Raw genomic sequence first — 23,019 nt, forward strand, 5'->3', positions numbered from 1 at the left:
CCATGAGTCAAGCACCCAGCTCAGCCAGTTTCAACGTCGCCGCGATTCAAATGGTATCGACGCCGGTGCTGGAAGAAAATTTCAACACGGCGCGGCGCCTGGTCGCCGAGGCCGCCGGGCAGGGCGCGCAAATGGTGTTGCTGCCTGAATACTGGCCCATCATGGGCATGCAGGATACCGACAAGCTGACCTGCGCCGAAATCCTGGGTGAAGGACCGATCCAGACCTTCATGGCGCAACTGGCAAGGGAGCATGGCGTCTGGCTGATCGGCGGCACCTTGCCGATGATCGCCGATGAGGTCGGCAAGGTGCTCAACACCACCCTGGTCTACGACCCTGACGGCCGGCAAATCAGCCGCTACGACAAGATCCATCTGTTCAGTTTCAGCAAAGACGAAGAATCCTACGACGAGGCGCGCACCATCGTCTACGGCAAGAACACCGGCAGCTTCGAGGCGCCGTTCGGCAAGGTCGGTTTGTCGGTTTGCTACGATTTGCGTTTCCCCGAGTTGTACCGGGCGCTGGGCGATTGCACCCTGATCGTAGTGCCGGCGGCGTTTACTTACACCACCGGCAAGGCCCATTGGGAAACCTTGCTGCGCGCACGCGCCATCGAAAACCAGTGTTATGTGCTGGCGGCGGCGCAGGGCGGCAAGCATCCCAACGGCCGCCGCACCTGGGGCCATAGCATGCTGGTCGACCCCTGGGGTGAAATTAAATCGGTGCTGGCGGAAGGCGAAGGCCTTGTCAGCGGCAGCATCGACCCCCACTTCCTTAAGGGAGTACGGGCCAGTTTGCCGGCGTTGCTGCACCGCAAACTATAGTTTGTTGGTAAGAAAATATTGTTGCTGGCAATAAATCTCCATCTCATCTGCATAGGGCGGGACCAGGCGTAAGTGCTCCCGCCCTGGTCCGCCATGCACGCTACTCAGGCGGATGCTCTACAATCCGCATTACACCATTGCAAAGCCGAAATACCATGAAACCATTTGAACCAAACCTAAGCACTTTAGCCATTGCGCGCGACATTCTGTTGACCCCGTTCGGCCTCGACGAATCGAGCTTGCTGAAGGCGCTGGGGACCATGTTCACGCACAAGGTCGATTACGCCGATCTGTACTTCCAGTTCACCAAGAGCGAAGGCTGGAGCCTGGAAGAAGGCATCGTCAAGACCGGCAGTTTTTCCATCGACCAGGGCGTCGGCGTACGCGCGATTTCCGGCGACAAGACTGCTTTTTCATATTCCGATGAGATTTCCGAGAGTGCCTTGTACGATGCGGCGGTAGCAACCCGCACCATCGCTCGCCAGGGCGCCGGCAAGATCAAGATCGCCGCCGGCATGCAACAAAGCGGCGGCCGTTCCCTGTATCTGCCGCACGATCCGCTGGTCTCGCTGGACGCCACCGAAAAAGTCAAATTGCTGGAACGGGTAGAGCGCATGGCGCGCGCCAAGGATCCGCGCGTGGTGCAAGTGATGGCTGGCCTGGCCGCAGAATACGATGTGGTGCTGGTGGCGCGTAGCGACGGCGTGATTGCCGCCGATATCCGGCCGCTGGTACGATTGTCGGTGACGGTGATCGTCGAACAGAACGGCCGCCGCGAAACCGGCAGCAGCGGCGGTGGCGGCCGTTATAGCTACGGTTATTTCAGCGATGCCTTGCTGGAGCAATACGCCACCGATGCAGTTGCTTCGGCGCTGGTGAATCTGGATGCACGGCCGGCCCCGGCCGGCCCGATGACCGTGGTGCTTGGACCTGGCTGGCCGGGCATCCTGCTGCACGAAGCGATCGGCCATGGCCTGGAAGGCGATTTCAATCGCAAGGGTTCCAGCACGTTTTCCGGCCGCATCGGCGAGCGCGTGGCGGCCAAGGGCGTCACCGTGGTGGATGACGGCACGATTGCCGATCGCCGCGGTTCGCTCAACATCGACGATGAAGGCAATCCCAGCCAATGCACCACGCTGATCGAGGACGGCATCCTGAAAGGCTATATCCAGGACACCATGAATGCGCGCCTGATGAAGATGCCGGTGACCGGCAATGCACGGCGCGAATCGTTTGCCCATCTGCCGATGCCGCGCATGACCAACACCTACATGCTGGCCGGCGACAAAGACCCGGCAGAGATCCTGGCGTCGGTAAAGAACGGTTTGTACGCAGTTAATTTCGGCGGCGGCCAGGTCGATATCACCAACGGCAAATTCGTGTTTTCGGCGAGCGAAGCCTATATGATCGAAAACGGCAAGGTCACCTATCCGGTCAAGGGCGCGACCTTGATCGGCAACGGTCCGGACGTCCTCAACCGGGTCTCCATGATCGGCAATGACATGCAGCTCGATCCCGGCGTCGGCGTCTGCGGCAAGGAAGGCCAGAGCGTACCGGTCGGTGTCGGCCAGCCTACCTTGCGCATCGACGGCGTGACCGTCGGCGGCACGGCTTAAGGGCAGGGCTTAAGGCATGACGCAAGCAACCATGATGGAATGGCGCTGGCTGCCGTTCCAGGATTTGAGCACTGTGCAATTGTATGCAGCGATGCAATTGCGGCAGCGTGTGTTCGTACTGGAGCAAACCTGCGTATTTCAAGACGCCGACGGCATCGATCTGCACTCCTGGCATGGCTTCGGTTATTTGCCGGATGGCGAGCTGGGCGCCTACGCACGCATCGTGCCGCCGGGTAAAGCGTTTGACTTGCCGTCGATAGGACGGGTCGTGACTGCCCCCGAGTTGCGCGGCAAGAGCGGCGGCAATGAATTGATGCAGCAGGCGATGGTGCAAACCGCCAGATTATTTCCGGGGTATAACGTCAAGATCGGTGCGCAAGCGCATCTGCAGCGTTTCTATGCGCGCTTCGGTTTCGAGCCGGTTGGCGAGCTGTACGATGAAGACGGTATTTCACATATTCATATGATTGCGCCGCCTGCGCTGTAGTCCCTCATGGAGGCGCAGGCTTGACCGGCGCCATTGCTGCAACTTTCTTTTGCAATAAATCTGCCGCAGCAATCAACTCGGCAAGCAGTTGATCGCTCACTTCGAGACGGCCTTCATATTCGGCGACGTTGCGTCGCTGATGGCATTGCGCCAGCACGCGCCAGATTTCCGGCTTTACATTTAGCGTGTGTTCCAGGCATTGAAAAACGATATAGCGATTATCTGAGCGATAGCCATGCCAGCGCAGAGCCGCTAGAGCCAGTGCATGCGATGCGTTATAAGCCAAGTCAAAACGGCTTTCAATCGCAAGGCTTGTATTGGCGGAATCGGTTAGCCGGGCTTTTGCGGAGCGCTGTAATCCGTTGAACTCGCCTTGGTTGGCCGGTTCGGATTTCAGATTGCCGGTCTTGACCAGGTTTTCAAGATTTTGGGAGGTCATCGACAGAGCCTGTCAAAAAAATCTTGGGTTGTTCCAGTACGCGCAACACGAAAGCATTGTCCTCAGCCAGTTTGCGTCGCAGCTCCTGCATGGAATAAATCGAGGGATTCACAGGTCGACCAAGTCTCGCTTCACTGGCGCTTAATAAGCTGTACAAATCAGCATAGGCCAAATCATCGCTAATGATGAATAGGTCGATGTCGCTGTTTGCCGTATCGCTGCCTTTGGCGATTGAGCCATAAATGAAGGCCGTCTGGATTTTATCGGATAGCGGCAATAGCGCGGCGCGCAAAATATCGGAAAGGCCGGCGGTTTTCAACATGATGCCGCGCAACTCATCAAAAATCGGCGCGTCGCGACTGGCTTGATAGTGCTTCTGATTACCAATTTTTTTGGTCGTGACCAATCCTGATGCGGCCAGCTTTTCCAATTCGCGTTGTACAACGCCGATTCCTGAGTCAACAAAACGTACAATCTCGTTTGTATAAAAGCTGCGATCCGCATTGACGAACAGCAGCCCTAGTACCCGTTGTTGTACTTTTGAGAAAAGTGCATCCGCTAACCCGATTGAGTTGATACCCATAAATGGAATGTTAATACCCTATTTGGGTATTGTAAAGTTGTTTTGAGCCTTGGACTCCCTCATATTTGATGAATGCATCGTGTTCGCTACCTATTGAAACCGCAGCCGAAAGGAAAATGATGTCAAACGCTACGTCGCCCCAACAAATAGCCGCATCACTGACAGAACACTGGTCGCCGCGCGTGGTCGCCGAGGTCGACGATTCTTATGTCAAGGTTGCCAAAGTCAAAGGTTCCCTGGCCTGGCATAGCCACGAACATGAAGATGAGTTGTTCCTGGTTCTCAAAGGCCATCTGCGCATTGAAATGGAAGATGGCGTGGTTGAGTTGGGCGAGGGTGAAATGTTTGTGGTTCCCAAAGGCGTAAGGCATAACCCGGTGGCGGAGCAGGAGTGCCACCTGATGCTGATCGAACGTAAATCCACCTTGCATACCGGCGATGTAGTGAGCGAAAAAACGCGTTCGCTGGCCGAGCAATTGCGTCCGTTGTGATGCAAGGCTTAGCGGCATGAAGCTGCCAGGTTTTTCTGTGCTTTCCAGCGCGCATAGTCTTGCGGCAGACAGACGGCGCAGGGCCGATAGCCGGCGGCTTGCGCATCGGCCTGGTTGAGAAAAAACACGCGATTCTTCACGTAGCCGCCTTTGGCGATTGCCTGTAGCGCCGCACGGCAATCCAGGCGGCCGTAGATGCGGCTGCGGCGGTGGCCGCCCAGTCCACCCGGGCGATCGCTGTCATAACTGTTGCCGTCGGCGGCGGTGAGCCGCCATTTCTTGTTCTTGCCGGCGGTATTCATTTCCTGTTGCTTTGTTCTCGTTGCAGCAGCGCCTGCTTGCGTTCCACGCCCCAGCGATAACCCGAGGCGCTGCCGTCGCTGCGTATCACGCGATGGCAGGGAATCGCCACCGCCAGGCTATTCGCAGCGCAGGCTTGCGCTACGGCGCGCACGGCCTTGGGCGAGCCGATGCGAGCGGCGATTTCGGCGTAGCTGGTGGTGCTGCCTGCCGGAATGTCGCGCAGCGCTTGCCAAACGCGCTGCTGGAATGCAGTGCCGCGCACATCCAGCGGTAAATCCAGGCCCAGGGCAGGAGCTTCGATGAAACCTACCACTTGCGCCACCAGTTGTTCGAAATCGTGGTCGGCGCCGATCAGATGGGCGCGCGGGAATTTATCCTGCAAGTCGTGCGCCAGCGCATTCGGATCGTCACCCATCAGGATGGCGCAGACGCCGCGATCGCTTTGCGCCACCAGGATCGCGCCCAGCGAGCATTCGCCGATGGCAAAGCGGATATCGGTGTTGGCGCCGCCGGCGCGATAGTCGCTCGGCGTCATGCCCAGCACCTTGCCCGAAGCTTCATAGAAACGGCTGTTGGAATTGAAACCGGCGTCGTAGATCGCCTCTGTCACCGAATGGCTGCGGCTGAGATGGTCGCGCACTTTCCTGGCGCGGTGGGCGTTGGCATAAGCCTTGGGCGTCAGTCCGGTGACGGCTTTGAACACGCGGTGAAAATGAAACAAGCTGAGGCCGGCCTCGGCAGCCAGCATTTCCAGGCTCGGCAGTTCCAGTGCGTTTTCGATGCTGCGGCAGGCGGCGGCCACCAGTTCGGCGTGATGGGCCGCTACCGAGGTTTGATCGGCGCCGCGTTTGCTGGGCCGGTAGCCGGCCGCTTCGGCCGCCGCCGGCGTATCGAAAAACTCGACGTTTTCCGGACGCGGCAGGCGTGTCGGGCTGCTGGGGCGGCAATATACGCCGGTGGTTTTGACGGCATAGACAAACAGTTTGTCGGCAGCTGCGTCTCTTGCCTGCACTGCAGCCCAGCGCGGATCGGATTCGGCGGCTTGCTTACCGGTTTGCTGGTGTTGTGTGAGTGTTCGCATATTGACTTCCTGACTTCCAATTGAATGTTGTAGCCTTACTTTATTGCCTCGCCTGGCTAACAGCACTCCGAGTCTTGCTTTCAAATTCAAATAGTTTATTTAGTTCTTTGGCAGACGCCACAAATACCAGGCGGCTACGGTGCGATAAGGGCTCCAGCTTAGGCTGATTTCGCTGATCTGTTTTTTAGTCGGCGTCTGTTGCAGGTTTTTCAGGCGTCGATAGCCTTCGCGCACGCCGAAATCGTCGGCCGGCAAAATGTCCGATCGCTCCAATGTGTAGATCAGCAGCATCTCGACAGTCCAGCGGCCGACGCCGCGCAGGCTGACCAGTCGTTCAATCAGAGCCTCGTCACTGAGTGTCAGCGCTTCGGCGCGTAGCGGAACGATACCTTCCAGGGCGGCTTGTGCAATGCCGTGGATGGTGGCTATTTTGCCGGCGGAGAAGCCGCAGCCGCGCAATATGTCGGTGGGCGTATCCAGTAGTTGCTGCGCAGTCGGAAAGCGAGTGTCGCCAAACAGCGCCAGCATGCGGGCCAGGATGGCGTCGCCGGCGCGAGAGTGCAACTGCTGATAAGCAATCGCGCGTACCAATGCTTCATAGGGTTCACGCGCCGGCTTGGAGGCGTGGCGGCAGGGGCCGATATAGGCTATGTGGCGCGCCCAGTCGGGGTCCAGCGCCGACAGGAATTTTTCTGCTTTGCGATAAGCACGTTCTGATATGTCTGCTGCGATCATGGTTGAGCCTAACATCACGCGGCCTTGCGAAAAGTGAGATTGATTCTTTGCCTGCCAAGCAGAGGATGCTCGGCTTCCTTCAGCGCCAGCACGCCGTGATAACGCAGCCGGTCGGCGCCGCCCCAGACCACGACGTCGCCATGGAACAACGGCACGCGCAGCGCCTTATCGTTGCGCTGGTGGCCGCCAAACAGAAATATCGCAGGAATGCCTAGCGAGACGGAGACGATCGGCGCGGAGTAGTCTTGTTCATCCTTGTCCTGGTGCAGCGACAGCTTGGTGCCTGGCTGGTAGCGGTTGATCAGGCAAGCGTCAGGTGTGAAACCGTTGAAACCGGCTTGCGCTGCTGCGGCTTGCGCCAATTGTAAAAAAATCTCGGGCATGGCCGGCCAGCGGCGGCCATGCTCAGGGTCGATAGCGCTGTAGCGATAGCCGCGGCGATCGCTGGTCCAGCCGAGGGCGCCGCAATTGGTCAAGGCGACCGACATGTGAAAGCCGCCGGGCGTCACCATATGCCGGAACGGCGATGCTTGCTGGATAGCTGCCAGCGCCGGCAGCAGTTGCACTACATACGGAGTGGCGAAAGCGCGCAATACAAAGGCGTTTTGCGTCAGTTGCTGCTGGCGTTGATCGGGCTGTTCCAGGGTGTCAAACAAATCTAAAGTCATGCGATGGTCTTCATAAAGCATCGTGGAAAATCACGCCCAGCGTGTGCCGCGATCCGGAGCGGATGCGGCTGACGCCATGTCGTAAATTTACTCTATAAGCGCCACGCTGACCTGGCACCGGGCGATTGTGGACTGCAAACACCACCGCATCGCCTTGGGTCAGGGGAACCACTTCGGGGCGCGACTGCATGCGCGGCCTTTGCTCGGTCATCACGAATTCGCCGCCGCTGAAATCGCGGCCCGGTTCGGACAGCAGGATCGCCGCTTGCAATGGAAACACATGTTCGCCGTACAGATCCTGGTGCAGGCAGTTGTAATCGTCGACGCCATATTGCAACAGCAACGGGGTTGGCCGCAGCTGGCCCGCAGCATGGCAACGGGCGATGAATTCGGCATGTTGCTGCGGGAAGCGGGTGTCGATGTTCATGCTCTGGTGCCAGCGGTTGGCGATAGGCGCCAGTCGCGGGTAGAGCGCGCTGCGCAAGTCGCCGATCAGATCGGGCAAGGGGTAGCTGAAATATTTATACTCGCCGCGTCCGAAACCATGGCGCGCCATCACGACTCTGCTGCGGAATATATCGTTGCGCGGGTACAGCGCGACCAAAGCCTGGCATTCCTGAGGCGTCAATAGCTTTGGTAGCAGCGCATTGCCGTAGTGGTCCAGATCGCGCTCGACGTTTTCCCAGGCTACCCGCTGCAGCCGTTCTGCGATAGACGAATCGTAGTGACCGGCGACGTGGTTCGTATCAGGCGCAGCTTTAAGCAGATCTGCAGTATCGCGCAACGTGCTCATCATTTCCTCTGTATCTGTTTAACTGAACTGAGTGTAGGCAGGCTACCGAGGTGCTGCACCCCGACTCTTGCTGTCAAATTCGGGAATCATCTTGTTTTGCAAGAAAATTACTGAGTAATCAGCATTAAATGAAGTTTATTTTTGATTTTAGGTCAAATATGTATTGTGGGCAGGGTGGTTTTTCTTTGTCGCTGCGGCTATCAAACTGCATGGCGTCAAACTTCAAATAGGAAAATCGTCATGCCACTCGCACTTTGGGCGCTTACACTTAGCGCTTTTGCCATCGGTACGACAGAATTCGTTATCGTTGGCCTTATCCCAACTATTGCCGCCAGTCTTGGGGTTTCCGTTCCTTCGGCCGGCCTGCTGGTCAGTCTCTATGCTCTGGGCGTTGCGGTGGGTGCGCCGGTACTTACAGCCTTGACTGGCCGCGTGCCGCGCAAGCACCTTTTGCTGGGCTTGATGGCCTTGTTTACTATCGGCAACCTGGTCGCATGGATGGCGCCGGGATACGAAGCGTTGATGGCTGCACGCGTGCTCACAGGGCTGGCGCATGGCGTGTTCTTCTCGATCGGATCGACCATCGCCACCAGCCTGGTGCCGAAAGAAAAGGCGGCCAGCGCAATTGCGCTAATGTTCACCGGGCTGACAGTCGCCTTGGTCACCGGCGTGCCGCTCGGCACGTTCATCGGCCAGACATTTGGCTGGCAATCGACTTTCCTGGCGGTATCGCTGCTTGGCGTGATCGCGTTTATCGGCAGCTGGATCCTGGTGCCGAACAATATTGCCAGCAGCAAGCCGGCATCCTTGCTGACTCAGGCTGCCGTCCTGAAGAAACCGCGGCTGCTGCTGGTGTATGCGATCACCGCCCTGGGGTATGGCGGTTCCTTCATCGCCTTTACCTACCTGGCGCCGATCTTGCGGGAAATCTCCGGTTTTTCAGCATCCACCGTCAGCCTGGTGATGCTGGTGTACGGCGTCTCGGTGGCGTTCGGCAATATCTGGGGCGGCAAGCTGGCCGATAAAAAGGGACCGATACGCGCATTGCAAATCGTGTTTGTCTTGTTGGCGGCAGTCTTGTTCGTGCTGGCGTTTACTGCGCCCAATCCTTGGCTGGCGGTCCTGACCGTACTGGCGTGGGGTGCTTTCGCCTTCGGTAATGTGCCGGGCTTGCAAGTGTATGTGGTGCAACAGGCGGAACGCCATGCGCCGCGTGCGGTGGATGTCGCCTCGGGTCTGAACATCGCTGCATTCAATGTCGGTATCGCCTTGGGCGCCTGGGGCGGCGGCCTGATCGTCAGCCATCTCGGTTTGATGGCAACCCCTTGGATCGGCGCTATCGTGGTGCTGGCGGCACTGGGCCTGACCACGCTGGCAGGGCGGCTGGACCGGCGCGACGGCATCGCGCCCATCGTCAGTTCGCAACACGCGGTTGCCATGCATTGATGAGGTAGCCAGAGGCTTTGGCTGGCCGGCATTGTCTTGTTGCACATAAAGAATGTGGTAATACGGGCCTTGCCAAACTTCTGGAAATCCTGCACTATTGGTCTTGATTTTAATAATCCTTTACTTAAAACCATGTCTTTCGCACGCGCTTATTTCTTTTTTTACTTTAGCTATTCCAGCCCCACGGCGGTGAAAAGCGGTAAGCGTTCGTAAGTAAAGAGCAAACCGAAATTTCTAAAAAACCGCCAGCGATGGCGGTTTTTTTATACCCAGTCAATTTTGAGCCAGGAGAAAAACATGCTACGCACCGATGATTTGCGCATACGAGAAATGAAAGAATTAGTTCCACCGTCACATTTGATCCGTGAATTCGGCTGCTCCGAGAAAGTGGCCGAAACGGCCGCCAATTCGCGGATTGCCTTGCATCGCATCTTGCATGGCCAGGATGACCGCCTGATGGTGGTGATCGGACCCTGCTCGATCCACGATACCAAGGCTGCCATGGAATACGCACATCGTCTGGTAGGCGAGCGCGAGCGCCTCAAGGGCGAACTGGAAATCGTGATGCGGGTCTATTTCGAAAAGCCGCGCACCACGGTCGGCTGGAAAGGCCTGATCAACGATCCGTACATGGATAACAGCTTCCGCATCAATGACGGCCTGCGCATGGCGCGCGAGCTGCTGTTGAACATTAACGAACTGGGTCTGCCGGCCGGCACCGAATTCCTGGATGTGATCAGCCCGCAATACATTGCCGACCTGATCAGCTGGGGTGCGATCGGCGCCCGTACCACCGAATCGCAAGTGCATCGCGAACTGGCTTCCGGCTTGTCATGCCCGGTCGGTTTCAAGAACGGCACCGACGGTAACATCAAGATTGCGGTGGACGCCATCAAGGCCGCCTCGCAGCCGCATCACTTCCTGTCGGTGACCAAGGGCGGCCACTCGGCGATCGTGTCGACCAACGGCAATGAAGACTGCCATATCATTTTGCGCGGCGGCAAAGCGCCGAATTACGATGCCGCCAGCGTCGACGCCGCTTGCAAGGATATTGCCAACAGCGGCCTGGCGTCGCGCCTGATGATCGATGCTTCGCACGCCAATAGTTCGAAGAAACCGGAAAACCAGATTCCGGTATGCGCCGATATCGGCCGCCAGGTGGCTGCCGGCGACGGCCGTATCGTCGGCGTGATGGTTGAATCGCATCTGATCGCCGGCCGCCAGGATCTGGTGCCGGGCAAGGAACTGGTCTATGGCCAGTCGGTCACCGACGGTTGCATCAACTGGGAAGAAAGCGTGACGCTGCTGGAAGGCTTGGCAGAAGCGGTAAAACAACGCCGTTTGCTGAATGCCAGCCCAGCTTAAGGTGACCGCTAAAAACTCCGTCGTCCCCGCGAACGCGGGGATCCAAATTACTGCCTAAAATGGATTCCCGCGTGCGCGGGAATGACGCAATGGAAGTTATTCGAGGTATCCTGCCCCAACGGACCTAAAATCAAAAGCGCTTGGTCAACACCATCATCTCGCCCTCGCGCCGCATCTCGGTGCGGTTCAGGAACGACATGCCCAGCAGCGCGAACGGCAGCCCGGCCTCTTGCACCAGGGCGTCGACCTGATTCATTTCAATATCGCCGATCTTGACGGTATTCAGCTTGACCATGTACGCCGGCGCCGCGCCGTTGGCGGTATTGACCATGGTCATCCTGCCCTTTTTGTAATCGACGCCCAACCGGGTTGCGTCCGAAGCCGACAGTGCGATCATGGTGGCGCCGGTATCGACCAGCATGGTCATCATGGCGCCGTTGATCTGGGCCTGTGCGACGAAATGGCCTTGCGGATTGACTTTCAGGGTAACGCTGGAAGAGGCGCCCGGGGCGCTGCGGCTGACGTATTCGCCGATGCCGATGACTTGCCGCTTGCCTTTGACCTCCAGCGTTGCGGTGGCGCTGTTGGCTTCCACCAGCTTCGCATCGTCGGTGATTTTGCTGCCGACTGCGTAGGTCTTGGGCGAGGAGCCGTCAATCACCAGCACCGCCTTGCCCGGGAACAGGCCGACCACGCCGATATCGGAAGCTTGTGCCGCAGCAGTAATGCAAGCAAGTAAAAACAGGCTGGTGACGCGGGTGACTAAAGCAAGCGGGCGCATGGTTGTCCGACTTTCCTGGCAAGAGGTTGAGATAGCGCCGTAATGCCGATAGCTTGGTCAGCTGGCAACAGCAGGTGGATGATAACCCTATATGTTGCCACGCTACAATTTAGTCACGGAAATTATTGAATTCCAGCGGCAAATCGGCCACTTCCTTGCGCAACATCGCCATCGCCGCTTGCAAGTCGTCGCGCTTGGCGCCGGTGATGCGCACGGCGTCGCCCTGGATGCTGGCCTGGACTTTCATCTTGCTGTCCTTGACGATGCGGACGATCTTCTTGGCGGCCTCGGCTTCGATGCCGTTCTTGATCTTGATGACTTGCTTGACCTTGTCGCCGCCGATCTTTTCGATCTTGCCGATGTCGAGGAAGCGCGTATCGACATTGCGTTTGACCAGTTTTGCGGTCAGCACGTCGCGTACCTGGCTTAACTGGAATTCCGAGTCGGCGTAAGCGGTCAGGTCGCGTTCTTTCAACTCGATGCGGGCGTCGCTGCCCTTGAAGTCGAAGCGGGTCGAGATTTCCTTGTTGGCTTGATCGTTGGCATTTTTTACTTCGACCAGATTGGCTTCCGATACGGTATCGAATGATGGCATGGTGATATTCCTTCAGTATGTTCAAACAAAGCCGGCCGTCTGTATTGCGAGCGGCCGTCGAGCTATGCGCATTTTAGCGGACAAGAAACCCGAGGTGTCGGTCTGGCGCTGCTATTTTCTTGTTCGGCTGTCTATCTTCCGGCGCTCGGGCCAGCCGCTGGCCGCAGTGACTTAAGTTTATAATCCCGGTGCTATGACTATCTCCAAACTTCCGCTTCAATTCGACTTTTCGCTGCGCCGGCACAATACCTTTGGTATCGATGCCAACGCACATGCCTATCTGCCGGTCACTTCGCTGGAAACTCTGCAGGCACTCAGGTTTGATCAAGATATGGCAAGTTTGCCGCGCCTGGTGCTGGGCGGCGGCAGCAATCTGGTGCTGACTCAGGATTTCCCTGGTTTGGTGTTGCATATGTGCAATCGCGGGCGGGAGATTGCCGGCGCAGACGAGGATGCGGTTTATGTGCGCGCCGCAGCCGGTGAAAACTGGCATGAGCTGGTGTTATGGACGTTGAAGCAGGGCTTGGCCGGGCTGGAAAATCTGTCGCTGATACCCGGCAGCGTCGGCGCTGCGCCGATCCAGAACATCGGCGCTTACGGCGTCGAGCTGCAAGAGCGCTTCCACGGATTGACCGCACTCGATATGGAGAGCGGCGAAATCCTGACTCTGAACCGGGACGCCTGCGCTTTCGACTATCGCGACAGTGTGTTCAAGCACAGCCTGCGCGACAGGGCGGTGGTGCTCGACGTCACCTTCGCCCTGCCGAAACGCTGGCAGCCCGATCTGCGTTACGCCGATGTCGCACAAGAGCTGGCTGCGCGCGAATTGCTGCAGCCAAGCGCGCGCGATATCAGCGATGCGGTGATCGCAATCCGCACCCGCAAATTGCCGGATCCGGCGGTGATCGGCAACGCCGGCAGTTTTTTCAAGAATCCGATCGTGACGGCGGCGCAACGCAATGTCTTGCTGGCGCAACATCCGCAACTGGTGAATTACCTGCAGCCTAACGGTGGTTACAAGCTGGCTGCCGGCTGGCTCATCGATCAGTGCGGCTGGAAAGGAAAAAGCCTGGGCGCTGCCGGCGTCTATGAAAAGCAGGCGCTGGTGCTGGTCAACCGCGGCGGCGCCAGCGGCCGGGATGTGGTGCGCCTGGCGCAAGCGGTGCAAGCCGATGTGATGGCCAGATTTGGGGTGGCGCTGGAGCCGGAACCGATTTTTATTTGAGGGAGTGAGGGCGTTTCGTCAGCGATTTAACGCTATCAAGTCATATTGATGTCACATCGCGGCGTTAAGCTCTGCCGTGTCTCACATCCAACACTCCCTAAGTAATGGATTTAGCCCGTCATGCGATTGCATCACGGGCATTTTTTTTGCGTGTTTTTTCGCAAGTTTCAGGCGTAATGGCAAACGTAGTTCACGGTTTCCAGCGTCTCGATATCGAAACTGGAATTGGCCGGGATATCAAAACTGTCGCCGCCGTTGTACGTGGTCCAGGCTTGCTGATCTTTCTGGCGCACGCGGCAGCTGCCGCTGGTAATGTCCATGATTTCAGCGACGCCGGTGTTAAACGTCAGCGATGACGGCAGGATGACGCCCAGCGTCTTCTTGCTGTCGTCGGCGAAAACGACGGTATGAGAAATGCATTTGCCGTCGAAATAGACATTGCCTTGCTTGAGGACAGTGACATTGTCGAATTGAGTTGTCATGTTGAGTTCTTTTGGTTGGCGTGAGGTTATTCTGCGTCTTTGTCGAGCAGCGGCAGCGATACGGCGTTGCTGGATGCGAGCAGGCCGGTGCTTTGATAGATCGCCAGCTTTTGGCGGGTATCGCTGATGTCGAGGTTGCGCATGGTCAGTTGGCCGATACGGTCTTGCGGCGAGAAGGCGCCTTCGCCCTTTTCCATGGTCAGGCGTTCCGGCTGATAGGTCAGGTTGGCCGACTCGGTGTTAAGGATCGAATAATCGTTGCCGCGGCGCAGCTCGATCGTGACCTCGCCGGTGACGGCGCGCGCTACCCAGCGTTGCGCAGACTCGCGCAGCATGATCGCCTGCGAGTCGAACCAGCGGCCTTGATACAGCAGGCGGCCCAGGCGGCGGCCGCTTTCGCGATATTGCTCGATGGTGTCTTCGTTATGGATGCCGGTAACCAGGCGCTCGTAGGCGATGAACAGCAGCGCCAGGCCCGGCGCTTCATAGATGCCGCGGCTCTTGGCTTCGATGATGCGGTTTTCGATCTGGTCGCTCATACCCAGGCCGTGGCGTCCGCCGATGCGGTTGGCTTCCATCATCAGGTCGACCGGGTTGGCATACACGATGCCGTTGAGTGCGACCGGACGGCCTTCCTCAAAGCGCACCGTGACTTCCTCGCGCTTGATTTCCACATCGTCGCGCCAGAAGGCGACGCCCATGATCGGTTCGACGATCTTCATGCCGCTGTTCAGGTACTCAAGGTCTTTCGCTTCATGGGTGGCGCCGAGCATGTTGGAATCGGTCGAATAGGCCTTTTCCACCGACATCTTGTAATCGAAGCCCGATGCGATCATGAATTCCGACATTTCCTTGCGGCCGCCCAATTCCTGGATGAAGCGGTCATCGAGCCAGGGCTTGTAGATCCGCAGATTGGGATTGACCAGCAGGCCGTAGCGGTAGAAACGCTCGATATCGTTACCCTTGAAGGTGCTGCCGTCGCCCCAGATATCGACCTTGTCTTCGCGCATGGCGGCCACCAGCATGGTGCCGGTGACGGCGCGTCCGAGCGGCGTGGTGTTGAAGTAGGTGACGCCTGCGGTGGAGATGTGGAAGGCGCCGCTCTGCAGCGCGGCGATGCCTTCGGCCACCAGCTGTTCGCGGCAATCGACCAGGCGCGCCAGTTCAGCGCCGTAGGCCTTGGCTTTTTTGGGGATGGCGTCGTAGTCCGGCTCGTCAGGCTGGCCCAGGTTGGCTGTATAAGCGTAGGGAATGGCGCCTTTCTGGCGCATCCAGTGCAGCGCAGCGCTGGTATCGAGGCCGCCTGAGAAGGCGATGCCGACTTTTTCGTTGACCGGAACGGATTGCAGGATATTGGACATGATATTTCTATTGGGGTTGTTGTGACTGGGGTTGTGCTGCTTTTACAATGCTACAAAACAGCGGCTGTTTTGTACTATTCATCGACTTTGCCCAGCACCAGATATTCCAGCAAAGCCTTTTGCACATGCAAACGGTTCTCGGCTTCGTCCCAGACTACCGATTGCGGGCCGTCGATCACTTCGGCCGAAACTTCTTCGCCGCGATGCGCAGGCAGGCAGTGCATGAACAAGGCGTCGGGCTGGGCGCGCTGCATCTTGGCCTGGTCGACGATCCAGCCGTCGAAGGCTTTCAGGCGGGCGGCGTTCTCGTCTTCATAACCCATGCTGGTCCAGACATCGGTGGTGACCAGGTCGACCCCTTCGCAGGCGTCGGACGGGTTGGCGAACAGCGTGTAGCGCTGGTTGTCGGCAGCCACCTGGGCGAGGTCGAGATCGTAGCCCTTGGGGGTCGAGACGTTGACATGGAAACCGAACACCTGCGCCGCTTGCAGCCACGAATACAGCATGTTGTTGGCGTCGCCGATCCAGGCCACTTTCTTGCCGGCGATGGAACCGCGATGTTCGATGTAGGTGAAGACGTCGGCCAGTACCTGGCAAGGATGCTGTTCATTGGTCAGGCCGTTGATTACCGGCACCCGCGAGTGGGCGGCGAAGCGTTCGATGATGTCCTGGCCGAAGGTGCGGATCATGATCACGTCGCACATGCGCGACATGACCTGCGCCGCATCTTCCACCGGCTCGCCGCGTCCCAGCTGGCTGTCGCGCGTATTGAGGTAGATGGCGGCGCCGCCCAGCTGATGCATGCCGGCTTCGAACGACAGACGGGTGCGGGTCGAGTTTTTCTCGAACACCATCACCAGCGTGCGGTCGAGCAGCGTGTAGTGCGGTTCGTAATTCTTGAATTTGCGTTTGATGAGACGGCTACGTTCAATTACGTACTCGTATTCGTCCAGCGAAAAATCAGAAAACTGCAGGTAGTGTTTGATTGCCATAAATGAAAACGGCGGCCGCTGTGGCGACTGCCGCCGATAGTTGGAATTCCATTTTTAAAACAACCGCTGTATTGCCGACTTGGTTGGTGACTAGTCGTATCCCGGGCGCCTGAGATTGGCTTAGAAATGAAATAAGTGCTTCAATTATAAGGGATTTCAGTAGAAAAGATACTTGTCAAAATATGGTGGTTTTGTCAATCGAAGGATTGCGGCGTTTTTCAAGAAACGCCGCAATCTGCTGCAGTTTAATAGAGTTTCTGCGACGATTCGTGCAGCAACTGCACATACAACTGATGCCGCATCGGCGCTATCTTGTTTTCCTTCACCGCTTCCAGCACGGCGCAGCTCGGCTCGGTCAGATGATGGCAATTGTAAAACTTGCATTTCCCGAGGTAGGGCGTGAATTCGCTGAAGGCGCGTTCCAGCATACCTTCGCTCAGCTGGTACAAACCGAATTCCTGGAATCCCGGCGAATCGATGATGTTGGCTGGATGGCCTTCCAGGCTCACATCGTCCACATCCATTTCGTACAGACGGGTGAAGGTGGTGGTGTGCTTGCCGGTATCCAGAGCGGCGGAAATTTCGCGCACGGCGATATCGGCGTCCGGCACGATCAGGTTGATCAGCGACGATTTCCCCATGCCGGACTGGCCGATCAGGATGGTCGATTGCCCCGCCAGCAAGGGCGCCAGCGTGGCGCAGGTTTGTTCTGGAAACGCCCGTGCCGATACCTCATGCACCGGATAACCCAGGCCGGCATAGAGTTGCAGCCGCTGCCGGGTTTTGGCCAGAGAGTCGACGATATCGGTTTTGTTCAGCACGATGTGGGCAGTTACGCCGGCGGCTTCGGCAGCCACCAACGCGCGTGAAATCAGGTCGTCGGAAAAGCCCGGTTCGGTGGCCACCACGATGAACAACTGGGTGACGTTGGCGGCCAGCAATTTGGATTTGTACTGATCGGAGCGATACAGCAGGCTGCGGCGCTCATCGATGGCTTCGATCACGCCCTGGTTGGGCGAAGTCAGCTTCAACTGAACCCGGTCGCCGACTGCAACATCGCTTTTCTTGCCGCGTGTGACGCAGTGCAATTTCAGCGATTCCGTCCCAATCCTGGCTTGCACCAGATAGTGGCGGCCGTGAGCGGCAATCACCAGGCCGCTGCCGGCCTGGTTGCCGTGCTGCTTGTTGTGATCAGCCATGGGCCGCCGTCAACTTATTTGTCAACTTACTGATGCGCACCGAGGCCGGCGGGTGCGAATCGTAGAACGCCGAATGCAGAGGATCAGGCGTCAGGGTCGAGGCATTGTCTTCATACAGCTTGACCAGCGCCGCCACCAGATCGTTGGCGTCGGTGTATTGGGCGGCAAAGGCATCGGCTTCGAATTCGTGTTTGCGCGAGCTGATCGACGCCAGCGGCGACAGCAGGAAAGTAAAGATCGGCAGCGCCAGCATGAACAGGATCAGCGCCATTGCATCGTTGTTGCTGAGATCGGCCAGCAACAGCGGGTTGACGCCGAGGCCGGTGTAAAACCAGAGTTGCTGTTTCAGGTAGCCGAGCAAAGCCAGGAAAGCCAGCGAAATCGCAAACATCACGACGATGCGCTTGGCAATGTGTTTGAGCTTGAAATGGCCCAGTTCATGCGCCAGCACCGCTTCGATTTCATGCGGCGCCAGGCGCGCCAGCAGGGTGTCGAAAAAGACAATCCGCTTGCCGGCGCCGAAGCCCGAGAAATAGGCATTGCCATGGGCGCTGCGCTTGGAGCCGTCCATCACGAACAAACCCTTGGAAGCGAAACCGACCCGTTTCATCAAGCCTTCGATGCGGTCGCGCAGGCTATCGTCGGTGAGCGGCGTGAATTTATTGAACAGCGGCGCGATCACGGTCGGGTAGAGCACCAGCATCAGCAGCTGGAAAACGCTGAATACCAGCCAGGCGTAAAACCACCAGAGATCGCCCGATTTTGCCATCAACAGCAATACTACCCAGATCAGCGGCAAGCCGATGGCGGCGCCGATCAAGGTGTTTTTCAGCATGTCGGTAAGAAACAGCCGGAGCGTCATCTTGTTAAAACCGAAACGGGCCTCCAGCACGAACTGTTTGTAATAATCCAGAGGCAGGTCGATCACGCCGGAAATGGCGACGAACGCCACCAGCAAGCTAAGTTGATAGACCATGCCGGGGCCGGCCCAGTTGAATATGATGCTGGAAAGCCACTGCAAACCGCCCAGCAGCGTGAACCCGATCAGGACGACGGCGCTCACAAACATGGAAATCAGACCGAATTTGGTCTTGGCAACGGTGTAGTCGGCAGCACGCTGATGCGCCGCCAAAGGGATTTTTTCGGCGAATTCGGCCGGCACCGCGCTGCGGTGAGCCAGCACATGGCGGATCTGGCGTGAACTCAGCCAGAAGCGCACGACCAGGGTGATCGCCAGGAAAACTACAAACAAAACTGAAAATGCAAATGAAGACATGAAGTCCCTATGTGAGAAAATACCTTCCGATGGCGCCCCCAAGAACCTACTGCGCTGCCCAATCTCTGGCCTGCGATGCTCGCTGTACCGAAGTACAGCTGCGCTTCTTAACCAGACCTTGGGCTGCTCGCTACGGTTCTTGGAGGCGCTTTGCGGCAAGTTTCAAGAGAAACACCGCAAAAAACCGCTTAAATTAACTAAGAGAACAATTATGTCACAAGCCGCCGATGTATCTACTGCCACCGCTGCTACCACCGCAGCCGCGCCAACCCCCGCGGCGCCGGTGCGGCCTAACGAATTCAACCTGATCTGGGTCGATATGGAAATGACCGGGCTCAATCCGGACAGCGACCGTATTATTGAAATCGCGGTGGTGATCACCGATCCGCAACTGAATATCCTGGCGGAAGGGCCGGTGTTTGCGATTCACCAACCGGACGAGATCATGGACGGCATGGATGCCTGGAACAAGGGTACCCACGGCCGTTCCGGGTTGATCGAAAAGGTGAAAAACTCGACCGTTACCGAAAGCGAGGCCGAACTGGCCTTGATCGAGTTCCTGAAGAAATATGTGCCGAACGGCAAGTCGCCCATGTGCGGCAACACGATTTGCCAGGATCGCCGCTTCATGGCGCGCGGCATGCCCAAGCTGGAAGCGTTTTTCCACTACCGCAACCTGGATGTATCCACCTTGAAGGAACTATGCCGCCGCTGGAAACCTGAACTGGCCAGTGGTTTCAAGAAGCATCAAAAGCATACTGCGTTGGCTGACATCATCGAATCGATTGAAGAACTGCGCTATTACCGCGAGCATTTCATCAAGGAATGATGGCGCGCCGGGGGATGTGCGTTGCGCAATTATTCCCCGGCTCCCTTACTCAGTCTTCGCTGGAATCGATACCGCAGCATTTCTTGAATTTCTTGCCGCTGCCGCAGATGCATTCGTCATTGCGGCCGACTTTCGGCTTGTCGCGCTGGATCGTGGTGACTGCCGATTTACGATGCGGCAGCCAGTAGCGGTAGATTTCCGGAATAGCCGCTTCCACTTCCACCGCCAGCTTGTGGCGTTGCACCGGATCTTCGCGCAGCGCCATTTCCTCTTCTTCCAACTCTTCCGCGCCTAGCAAGTAGATCGGCCGCACCACCGTCGCCAGGTTGGAGTGCCAGATCGGTTCCCAGGCTTTGGCGCGCAGGTTGATGCCTTCCCAGAAACCCCAGGTCCAGGCTTCGCCGTCGAGCAGGGTCTTGCCTTCGTGCTCATGTTCGCAAAACAGGGGTTCGTATTCTTTCGGCGCGACTTCCAGCGTGACCGCGATTTCATTCATGTAGCGTGCAATCAGGCCGACGATCTTTTCATATTCCTTGTCAGACTTGAATTTCGGCGCATCTTTCAGCGACGGCCCCCACACATGCGGCAGCCATTCGCCCAGCAAAACCTGTTCCGGGCCAACCACCAGCGCCGTCAGGTAGCCGTGCAGGGTATCCATGGTCATGCTGTCTTCAGCACAGCGATCGGACAACAAGAAATCGTCCAATTCGTCAAATTCTTTGTCTGAGAGGGGTTCGTCGAGATTCATGGAGATGGCCGCTTAAATTTTGGGGATACGGATTTTACGATTGAAATGCGCTTGCACAGCAAAATATTCGAAATGCTTGTCTGCAGGCAATCATTTATCCTGTGGAAGTCTACATTAAGCTGCGGCAGAGCAGCGATACAGAGCTCGGCTGGCTACTTAGTTGGCTACTCAACCACCGGAACAGATTATCTTATATGAACATCAGAGCGCTGTACGCCAAGTTGGCATTTGATAAGGATGCTATAAGCAAGCCGCTGGCGCTTACAATAGCCGACATGACGATTCCAAGCCCCGCATCATTCTCTTCCCTGACCCCCGATACCGTACTCGACGCGCTCGATAGCATCGGCCTGCACGGCGATGGTCGCCTGCTGGCGCTCAACAGCTATGAAAACCGTGTGTACCAGATCGGCATGGAGCAAGGGCCGCCGCTGGTGGCCAAATTCTACCGGCCGCAACGCTGGAGCGACGCCGCCATCCTGGAAGAGCACGGTTTCGTGCAGGAGCTGGTCGAACGGGAAATCCCGGTGGTGGCGGCATGGGCGACGCAAGACGGCAACACCCTGCATCAGTTCGACTGCTTTCGTTTTGCCGTATTTCCGCGCCACGGCGGCCGCGCACCGGAACTGGAAGACAGCGCCACGCTGGAATGGCTGGGCCGTTTCCTGGGCCGGATCCATGCAGTCGGCGCGCTCAGCAATTATCAACACCGGCCGACGCTGGATATCGTCAGTTTTGGCGAAGAACCTAGCGCATTCCTGCTGGCCAACGGTTTTGTGCCGGAGGATTTGCTGGAGGCTTATCGCAGCACCGTGAGCCAGGCCTTGCAAGGCGTGCGCCGTTGTTTCGAGCGCGCCGGCAGCGTCGGCGCCTTGCGCCTGCATGGCGATTGCCACGGCAGCAATGTATTGTGGACCGACGCCGGCCCGCACTTCGTCGATTTCGACGATAGCCGCATGGGGCCGGCGGTGCAGGATCTGTGGATGCTGTTATCCGGCGAGCGCCGGGATATGGTGCAGCAGATGGGTTCTTTACTGGCCGGTTACGAAGATTTCTGCGATTTCGATACCCGCGAGCTGTACCTGATCGAAGCCCTGCGTACCCTGCGTCTGATCCATTACGCCGCCTGGATAGCGCGGCGCTGGGACGACCCGGCTTTCGCCGTGGCCTTCCCCTGGTTCAACACCCAGCGCTACTGGCAGGACCGGGTGCTGGAACTGCGCGAGCAAATCGCGCTGATGGACGAGCCGCCGCTGTGGCAGTCATGAAAGCTGCGTTGCTTTAATGCGCCACTGATTTCGAGAAAACGTTCAGCACCAGCACGCCTGAGACGATCAGGCCGATGCCGGCCAGCGCCGCCGCATCCAGGCTTTGCTTCAGGACCAGCCAGCCGACCAGGGCAATCAGCGCAATCCCGATGCCGGACCACATCGCGTACACGATCGCTACCGGCAAGGTGCGCAAGGTGAGCGACAGGAAATAGAAAGCAGTCAGATAACCCGCCACCACCACAATCGACGGCAGCAGCCGCGTGAATTCGGCGCTGGCTTTCAAGGCGCTGGTGGCGATTACTTCGGCAACGATGGCGATCAACAGATAGACCCAATGCATGACTTCTCCTGGCTGAAAAATAAAACGTGGATGCAACGATGTGCAACGCGATTTGCAACGATATCAAGCGAAACTCTAATCGATAGCGGCAAACAGCTCTGTAACGAAATCGACAAATACCCGTACCTTGGCCGACAACTGATGGCTCTGGTGATACACCACCGAGACCGGCGGCCCCGGCGTGGCCCAGTCCGCCAGCACCGGTACTAAGAGGCCGTCGCGAATCTGCGGATTGAGCGAGAGCGTCAGCAACTGCACGATGCCGGCGCCGCTGGCGGCTGCATGGATCAGCGTTTCGGCGTGGTTGATGGCGATATTGCCGGGCGGCGCCCAGCTTAGCTGCTGCTTGCCTTTGCTGAAGGTCCACGGCACATTCTGGCCGCTGTTGGGGTGAATGAAAGCCAGGCAACGGAAGTTGCTTAGTTCCTGCGGCGTCTGCGGAGTTCCGTGGCGCGCCAGAAAATCGGGCGAGGCGCAGCACAGGTTGCGGGTCTGATAGATGCGCCGCGCCACCATGCTGGAATCCTTCAGCTCGCCGATGCGGATCCAGACATCGCCGCGCCCCTCCACCATATCGACCATGCGGTCGCCCACGTTCAACCTGATCGACAGTTCCGGATACAGCGCCGCAAAGCGCGCCAGCGCCGGCGCCAGGTAAATCCGCGCAATCACGGTCGGCACGTCGACCCGCAAGATGCCCTGCGGCGTTACGCGCCGGCCCTGCAGCGCATCTTCCAGTTCAGTCATATCGCCCAGCAAGCGCTGGGCGCGCTGATAACAGCTATGGCCGTCGTCGGTCAGGGAAATCTTGCGGGTGGTGCGGTTCAGCAGGCGCACGCCGAAATGCCGTTCCAGGGCGGCGATATGATTGGTGATGGTGGCGTTCGACATCTCCAGCTGTTCAGCGGCGCGGCTGAAGCTGTTCAGTTCTACCACTTGGCAAAATACCCTTAACGATTCGAGCCGGTCCATGGTGACGATTTTATATTGTTTAGATTGCTTAAAAAATGATTTTAATTATTGCCTATTTTTCCGGATATTAAAAAGGATGATAATGCCCAAACCAGATCGTATTGATACGACGCCAAC

26 protein-coding genes are annotated in these 23,019 nt (G+C 57.7%); 9 read left to right on the forward strand and 17 right to left on the reverse strand.

Annotation, left to right across the window (positions count from 1 at the left end):
- Nucleotides 1–2 precede the first annotated feature (2 nt).
- The 3 genes from KHU33_RS12015 to KHU33_RS12025 all read left to right on the forward strand — a co-directional run bounded on the left by KHU33_RS12015 (nt 3) and on the right by KHU33_RS12025 (nt 2,927).
- On the forward strand, nt 3–824 hold the full coding sequence (locus KHU33_RS12015; protein ID WP_211463089.1) for a carbon-nitrogen hydrolase family protein: 822 nt from the start codon (nt 3–5) through the stop codon (nt 822–824).
- Between the two features lie 155 nt (nt 825–979).
- Nucleotides 980–2,440 (forward strand): metalloprotease TldD, encoded by a 1,461-nt coding sequence (gene tldD / locus KHU33_RS12020; RefSeq protein WP_211463099.1) that lies wholly within the window; start codon nt 980–982, stop codon nt 2,438–2,440.
- Between the two features lie 16 nt (nt 2,441–2,456).
- A complete protein-coding gene (locus KHU33_RS12025; RefSeq protein WP_230414211.1) occupies nt 2,457–2,927 on the forward strand; it encodes a GNAT family N-acetyltransferase in 471 nt (156 codons plus the stop codon).
- A 4-nt stretch (nt 2,928–2,931) separates the two neighbouring features.
- On the opposite strand, the gene KHU33_RS12030 is transcribed toward KHU33_RS12025, so the two are convergent.
- Complete coding sequence (locus KHU33_RS12030) at nt 2,932–3,366, reverse strand: hypothetical protein (protein WP_211463101.1); 435 nt, start codon at nt 3,364–3,366, stop codon at nt 2,932–2,934.
- A complete protein-coding gene (locus tag KHU33_RS12035) occupies nt 3,347–3,949 on the reverse strand; it encodes a nucleotidyltransferase domain-containing protein (protein ID WP_211463103.1) in 603 nt (200 codons plus the stop codon). Before KHU33_RS12035 ends, KHU33_RS12030 begins: the two co-directional genes overlap by 20 nt.
- 116 nt (nt 3,950–4,065) lie before the next feature.
- Here KHU33_RS12035 and KHU33_RS12040 point away from each other — a divergent pair, with 116 nt between their 5' ends.
- Entirely contained in the window at nt 4,066–4,440 is a 375-nt protein-coding gene (locus tag KHU33_RS12040; RefSeq protein WP_407928276.1) for a cupin domain-containing protein, read from the forward strand.
- A gap of 8 nt (nt 4,441–4,448) precedes the next feature.
- Here KHU33_RS12040 and KHU33_RS12045 read toward each other — a convergent pair whose 3' ends face one another.
- The 5 genes from KHU33_RS12045 to KHU33_RS12065 form a co-directional block, all read right to left on the reverse strand.
- Complete coding sequence (locus KHU33_RS12045; RefSeq protein WP_211463105.1) at nt 4,449–4,742, reverse strand: Ada metal-binding domain-containing protein; 294 nt, start codon at nt 4,740–4,742, stop codon at nt 4,449–4,451.
- Nucleotides 4,739–5,824: a bifunctional DNA-binding transcriptional regulator/O6-methylguanine-DNA methyltransferase Ada gene (ada, locus tag KHU33_RS12050; protein WP_211463107.1), complete on the reverse strand. Its 1,086-nt coding sequence runs from the start codon at nt 5,822–5,824 to the stop codon at nt 4,739–4,741. The genes KHU33_RS12045 and ada overlap by 4 nt, the downstream gene beginning before the upstream one ends.
- Before the next feature lie 99 nt (nt 5,825–5,923).
- Nucleotides 5,924–6,559: a DNA-3-methyladenine glycosylase family protein gene (locus KHU33_RS12055; protein WP_211463109.1), complete on the reverse strand. Its 636-nt coding sequence runs from the start codon at nt 6,557–6,559 to the stop codon at nt 5,924–5,926.
- A 14-nt stretch (nt 6,560–6,573) separates the two neighbouring features.
- Nucleotides 6,574–7,227 (reverse strand): DNA oxidative demethylase AlkB, encoded by a 654-nt coding sequence (gene alkB, locus KHU33_RS12060; RefSeq protein WP_211463111.1) that lies wholly within the window; start codon nt 7,225–7,227, stop codon nt 6,574–6,576.
- Between the two features lie 10 nt (nt 7,228–7,237).
- The gene (locus tag KHU33_RS12065; RefSeq protein WP_407928277.1) at nt 7,238–8,023 is read right to left on the reverse strand and encodes a 2OG-Fe(II) oxygenase; all 786 of its coding nucleotides are present in this window, start codon (nt 8,021–8,023) and stop codon (nt 7,238–7,240) included.
- Between the two features lie 237 nt (nt 8,024–8,260).
- Between KHU33_RS12065 and KHU33_RS12070 the strand changes: the two genes are divergently transcribed.
- Nucleotides 8,261–9,466: an MFS transporter gene (locus KHU33_RS12070; RefSeq protein ID WP_211463113.1), complete on the forward strand. Its 1,206-nt coding sequence runs from the start codon at nt 8,261–8,263 to the stop codon at nt 9,464–9,466.
- A 297-nt stretch (nt 9,467–9,763) separates the two neighbouring features.
- Nucleotides 9,764–10,831 carry a 3-deoxy-7-phosphoheptulonate synthase AroG gene (gene aroG / locus KHU33_RS12075; protein ID WP_211463114.1) on the forward strand — a complete coding sequence of 356 codons (1,068 nt, stop codon included), beginning with the start codon at nt 9,764–9,766 and terminating at the stop codon, nt 10,829–10,831.
- A gap of 130 nt (nt 10,832–10,961) precedes the next feature.
- Here aroG and KHU33_RS12080 read toward each other — a convergent pair whose 3' ends face one another.
- Nucleotides 10,962–11,612 carry a retropepsin-like aspartic protease family protein gene (locus tag KHU33_RS12080; protein WP_211463116.1) on the reverse strand — a complete coding sequence of 217 codons (651 nt, stop codon included), beginning with the start codon at nt 11,610–11,612 and terminating at the stop codon, nt 10,962–10,964.
- Between the two features lie 109 nt (nt 11,613–11,721).
- The gene (locus tag KHU33_RS12085; protein ID WP_211463118.1) at nt 11,722–12,207 is read right to left on the reverse strand and encodes a YajQ family cyclic di-GMP-binding protein; all 486 of its coding nucleotides are present in this window, start codon (nt 12,205–12,207) and stop codon (nt 11,722–11,724) included.
- A 193-nt stretch (nt 12,208–12,400) separates the two neighbouring features.
- On the opposite strand from KHU33_RS12085, the gene murB reads away from it, so the two are divergent.
- Complete coding sequence (murB, locus tag KHU33_RS12090) at nt 12,401–13,432, forward strand: UDP-N-acetylmuramate dehydrogenase (protein WP_211463120.1); 1,032 nt, start codon at nt 12,401–12,403, stop codon at nt 13,430–13,432.
- 167 nt (nt 13,433–13,599) lie between these two features.
- Here the strand turns inward: murB and ppnP are convergent, their stop codons facing one another.
- The 5 genes from ppnP to KHU33_RS12115 form a co-directional block, all read right to left on the reverse strand.
- Nucleotides 13,600–13,914: a pyrimidine/purine nucleoside phosphorylase gene (ppnP, locus tag KHU33_RS12095; RefSeq protein ID WP_211463122.1), complete on the reverse strand. Its 315-nt coding sequence runs from the start codon at nt 13,912–13,914 to the stop codon at nt 13,600–13,602.
- 26 nt (nt 13,915–13,940) lie between these two features.
- Nucleotides 13,941–15,275, reverse strand: coding sequence for an argininosuccinate synthase (gene argG, locus KHU33_RS12100; RefSeq protein ID WP_211463124.1), 1,335 nt, complete (start codon nt 15,273–15,275; stop codon nt 13,941–13,943).
- A gap of 74 nt (nt 15,276–15,349) precedes the next feature.
- Nucleotides 15,350–16,267 carry an ornithine carbamoyltransferase gene (gene argF / locus KHU33_RS12105; protein WP_211463126.1) on the reverse strand — a complete coding sequence of 306 codons (918 nt, stop codon included), beginning with the start codon at nt 16,265–16,267 and terminating at the stop codon, nt 15,350–15,352.
- A 245-nt stretch (nt 16,268–16,512) separates the two neighbouring features.
- Nucleotides 16,513–17,466 (reverse strand): ribosome small subunit-dependent GTPase A, encoded by a 954-nt coding sequence (gene rsgA / locus KHU33_RS12110; protein WP_211463128.1) that lies wholly within the window; start codon nt 17,464–17,466, stop codon nt 16,513–16,515.
- The gene (locus tag KHU33_RS12115; RefSeq protein ID WP_211463130.1) at nt 17,459–18,742 is read right to left on the reverse strand and encodes a M48 family metallopeptidase; all 1,284 of its coding nucleotides are present in this window, start codon (nt 18,740–18,742) and stop codon (nt 17,459–17,461) included. The genes rsgA and KHU33_RS12115 overlap by 8 nt, the downstream gene beginning before the upstream one ends.
- Nucleotides 18,743–18,953: 211 nt before the next feature.
- Between KHU33_RS12115 and orn the strand changes: the two genes are divergently transcribed.
- A complete protein-coding gene (gene orn / locus KHU33_RS12120) occupies nt 18,954–19,571 on the forward strand; it encodes an oligoribonuclease (protein ID WP_211463132.1) in 618 nt (205 codons plus the stop codon).
- A 49-nt stretch (nt 19,572–19,620) separates the two neighbouring features.
- Here orn and KHU33_RS12125 read toward each other — a convergent pair whose 3' ends face one another.
- Nucleotides 19,621–20,319, reverse strand: a complete 699-nt coding sequence (locus KHU33_RS12125; protein ID WP_211463134.1) for a UPF0149 family protein — start codon at nt 20,317–20,319, stop codon at nt 19,621–19,623.
- 275 nt (nt 20,320–20,594) lie between these two features.
- Here KHU33_RS12125 and KHU33_RS12130 point away from each other — a divergent pair, with 275 nt between their 5' ends.
- The gene (locus KHU33_RS12130) at nt 20,595–21,587 is read left to right on the forward strand and encodes a serine/threonine protein kinase (protein ID WP_211463136.1); all 993 of its coding nucleotides are present in this window, start codon (nt 20,595–20,597) and stop codon (nt 21,585–21,587) included.
- Between the two features lie 13 nt (nt 21,588–21,600).
- On the opposite strand, the gene KHU33_RS12135 is transcribed toward KHU33_RS12130, so the two are convergent.
- Both KHU33_RS12135 and KHU33_RS12140 read right to left on the reverse strand, forming a co-directional pair.
- On the reverse strand, nt 21,601–21,930 hold the full coding sequence (locus tag KHU33_RS12135) for a DMT family transporter (RefSeq protein ID WP_211463138.1): 330 nt from the start codon (nt 21,928–21,930) through the stop codon (nt 21,601–21,603).
- A gap of 75 nt (nt 21,931–22,005) precedes the next feature.
- On the reverse strand, nt 22,006–22,902 hold the full coding sequence (locus KHU33_RS12140) for a LysR family transcriptional regulator (RefSeq protein ID WP_211463140.1): 897 nt from the start codon (nt 22,900–22,902) through the stop codon (nt 22,006–22,008).
- Between the last annotated feature and the right edge of the window lie 117 nt (nt 22,903–23,019).

It is taken from the genome of Collimonas silvisoli (assembly GCF_018305005.1).
GTDB lineage: Bacteria > Pseudomonadota > Gammaproteobacteria > Burkholderiales > Burkholderiaceae_D > Collimonas > Collimonas silvisoli.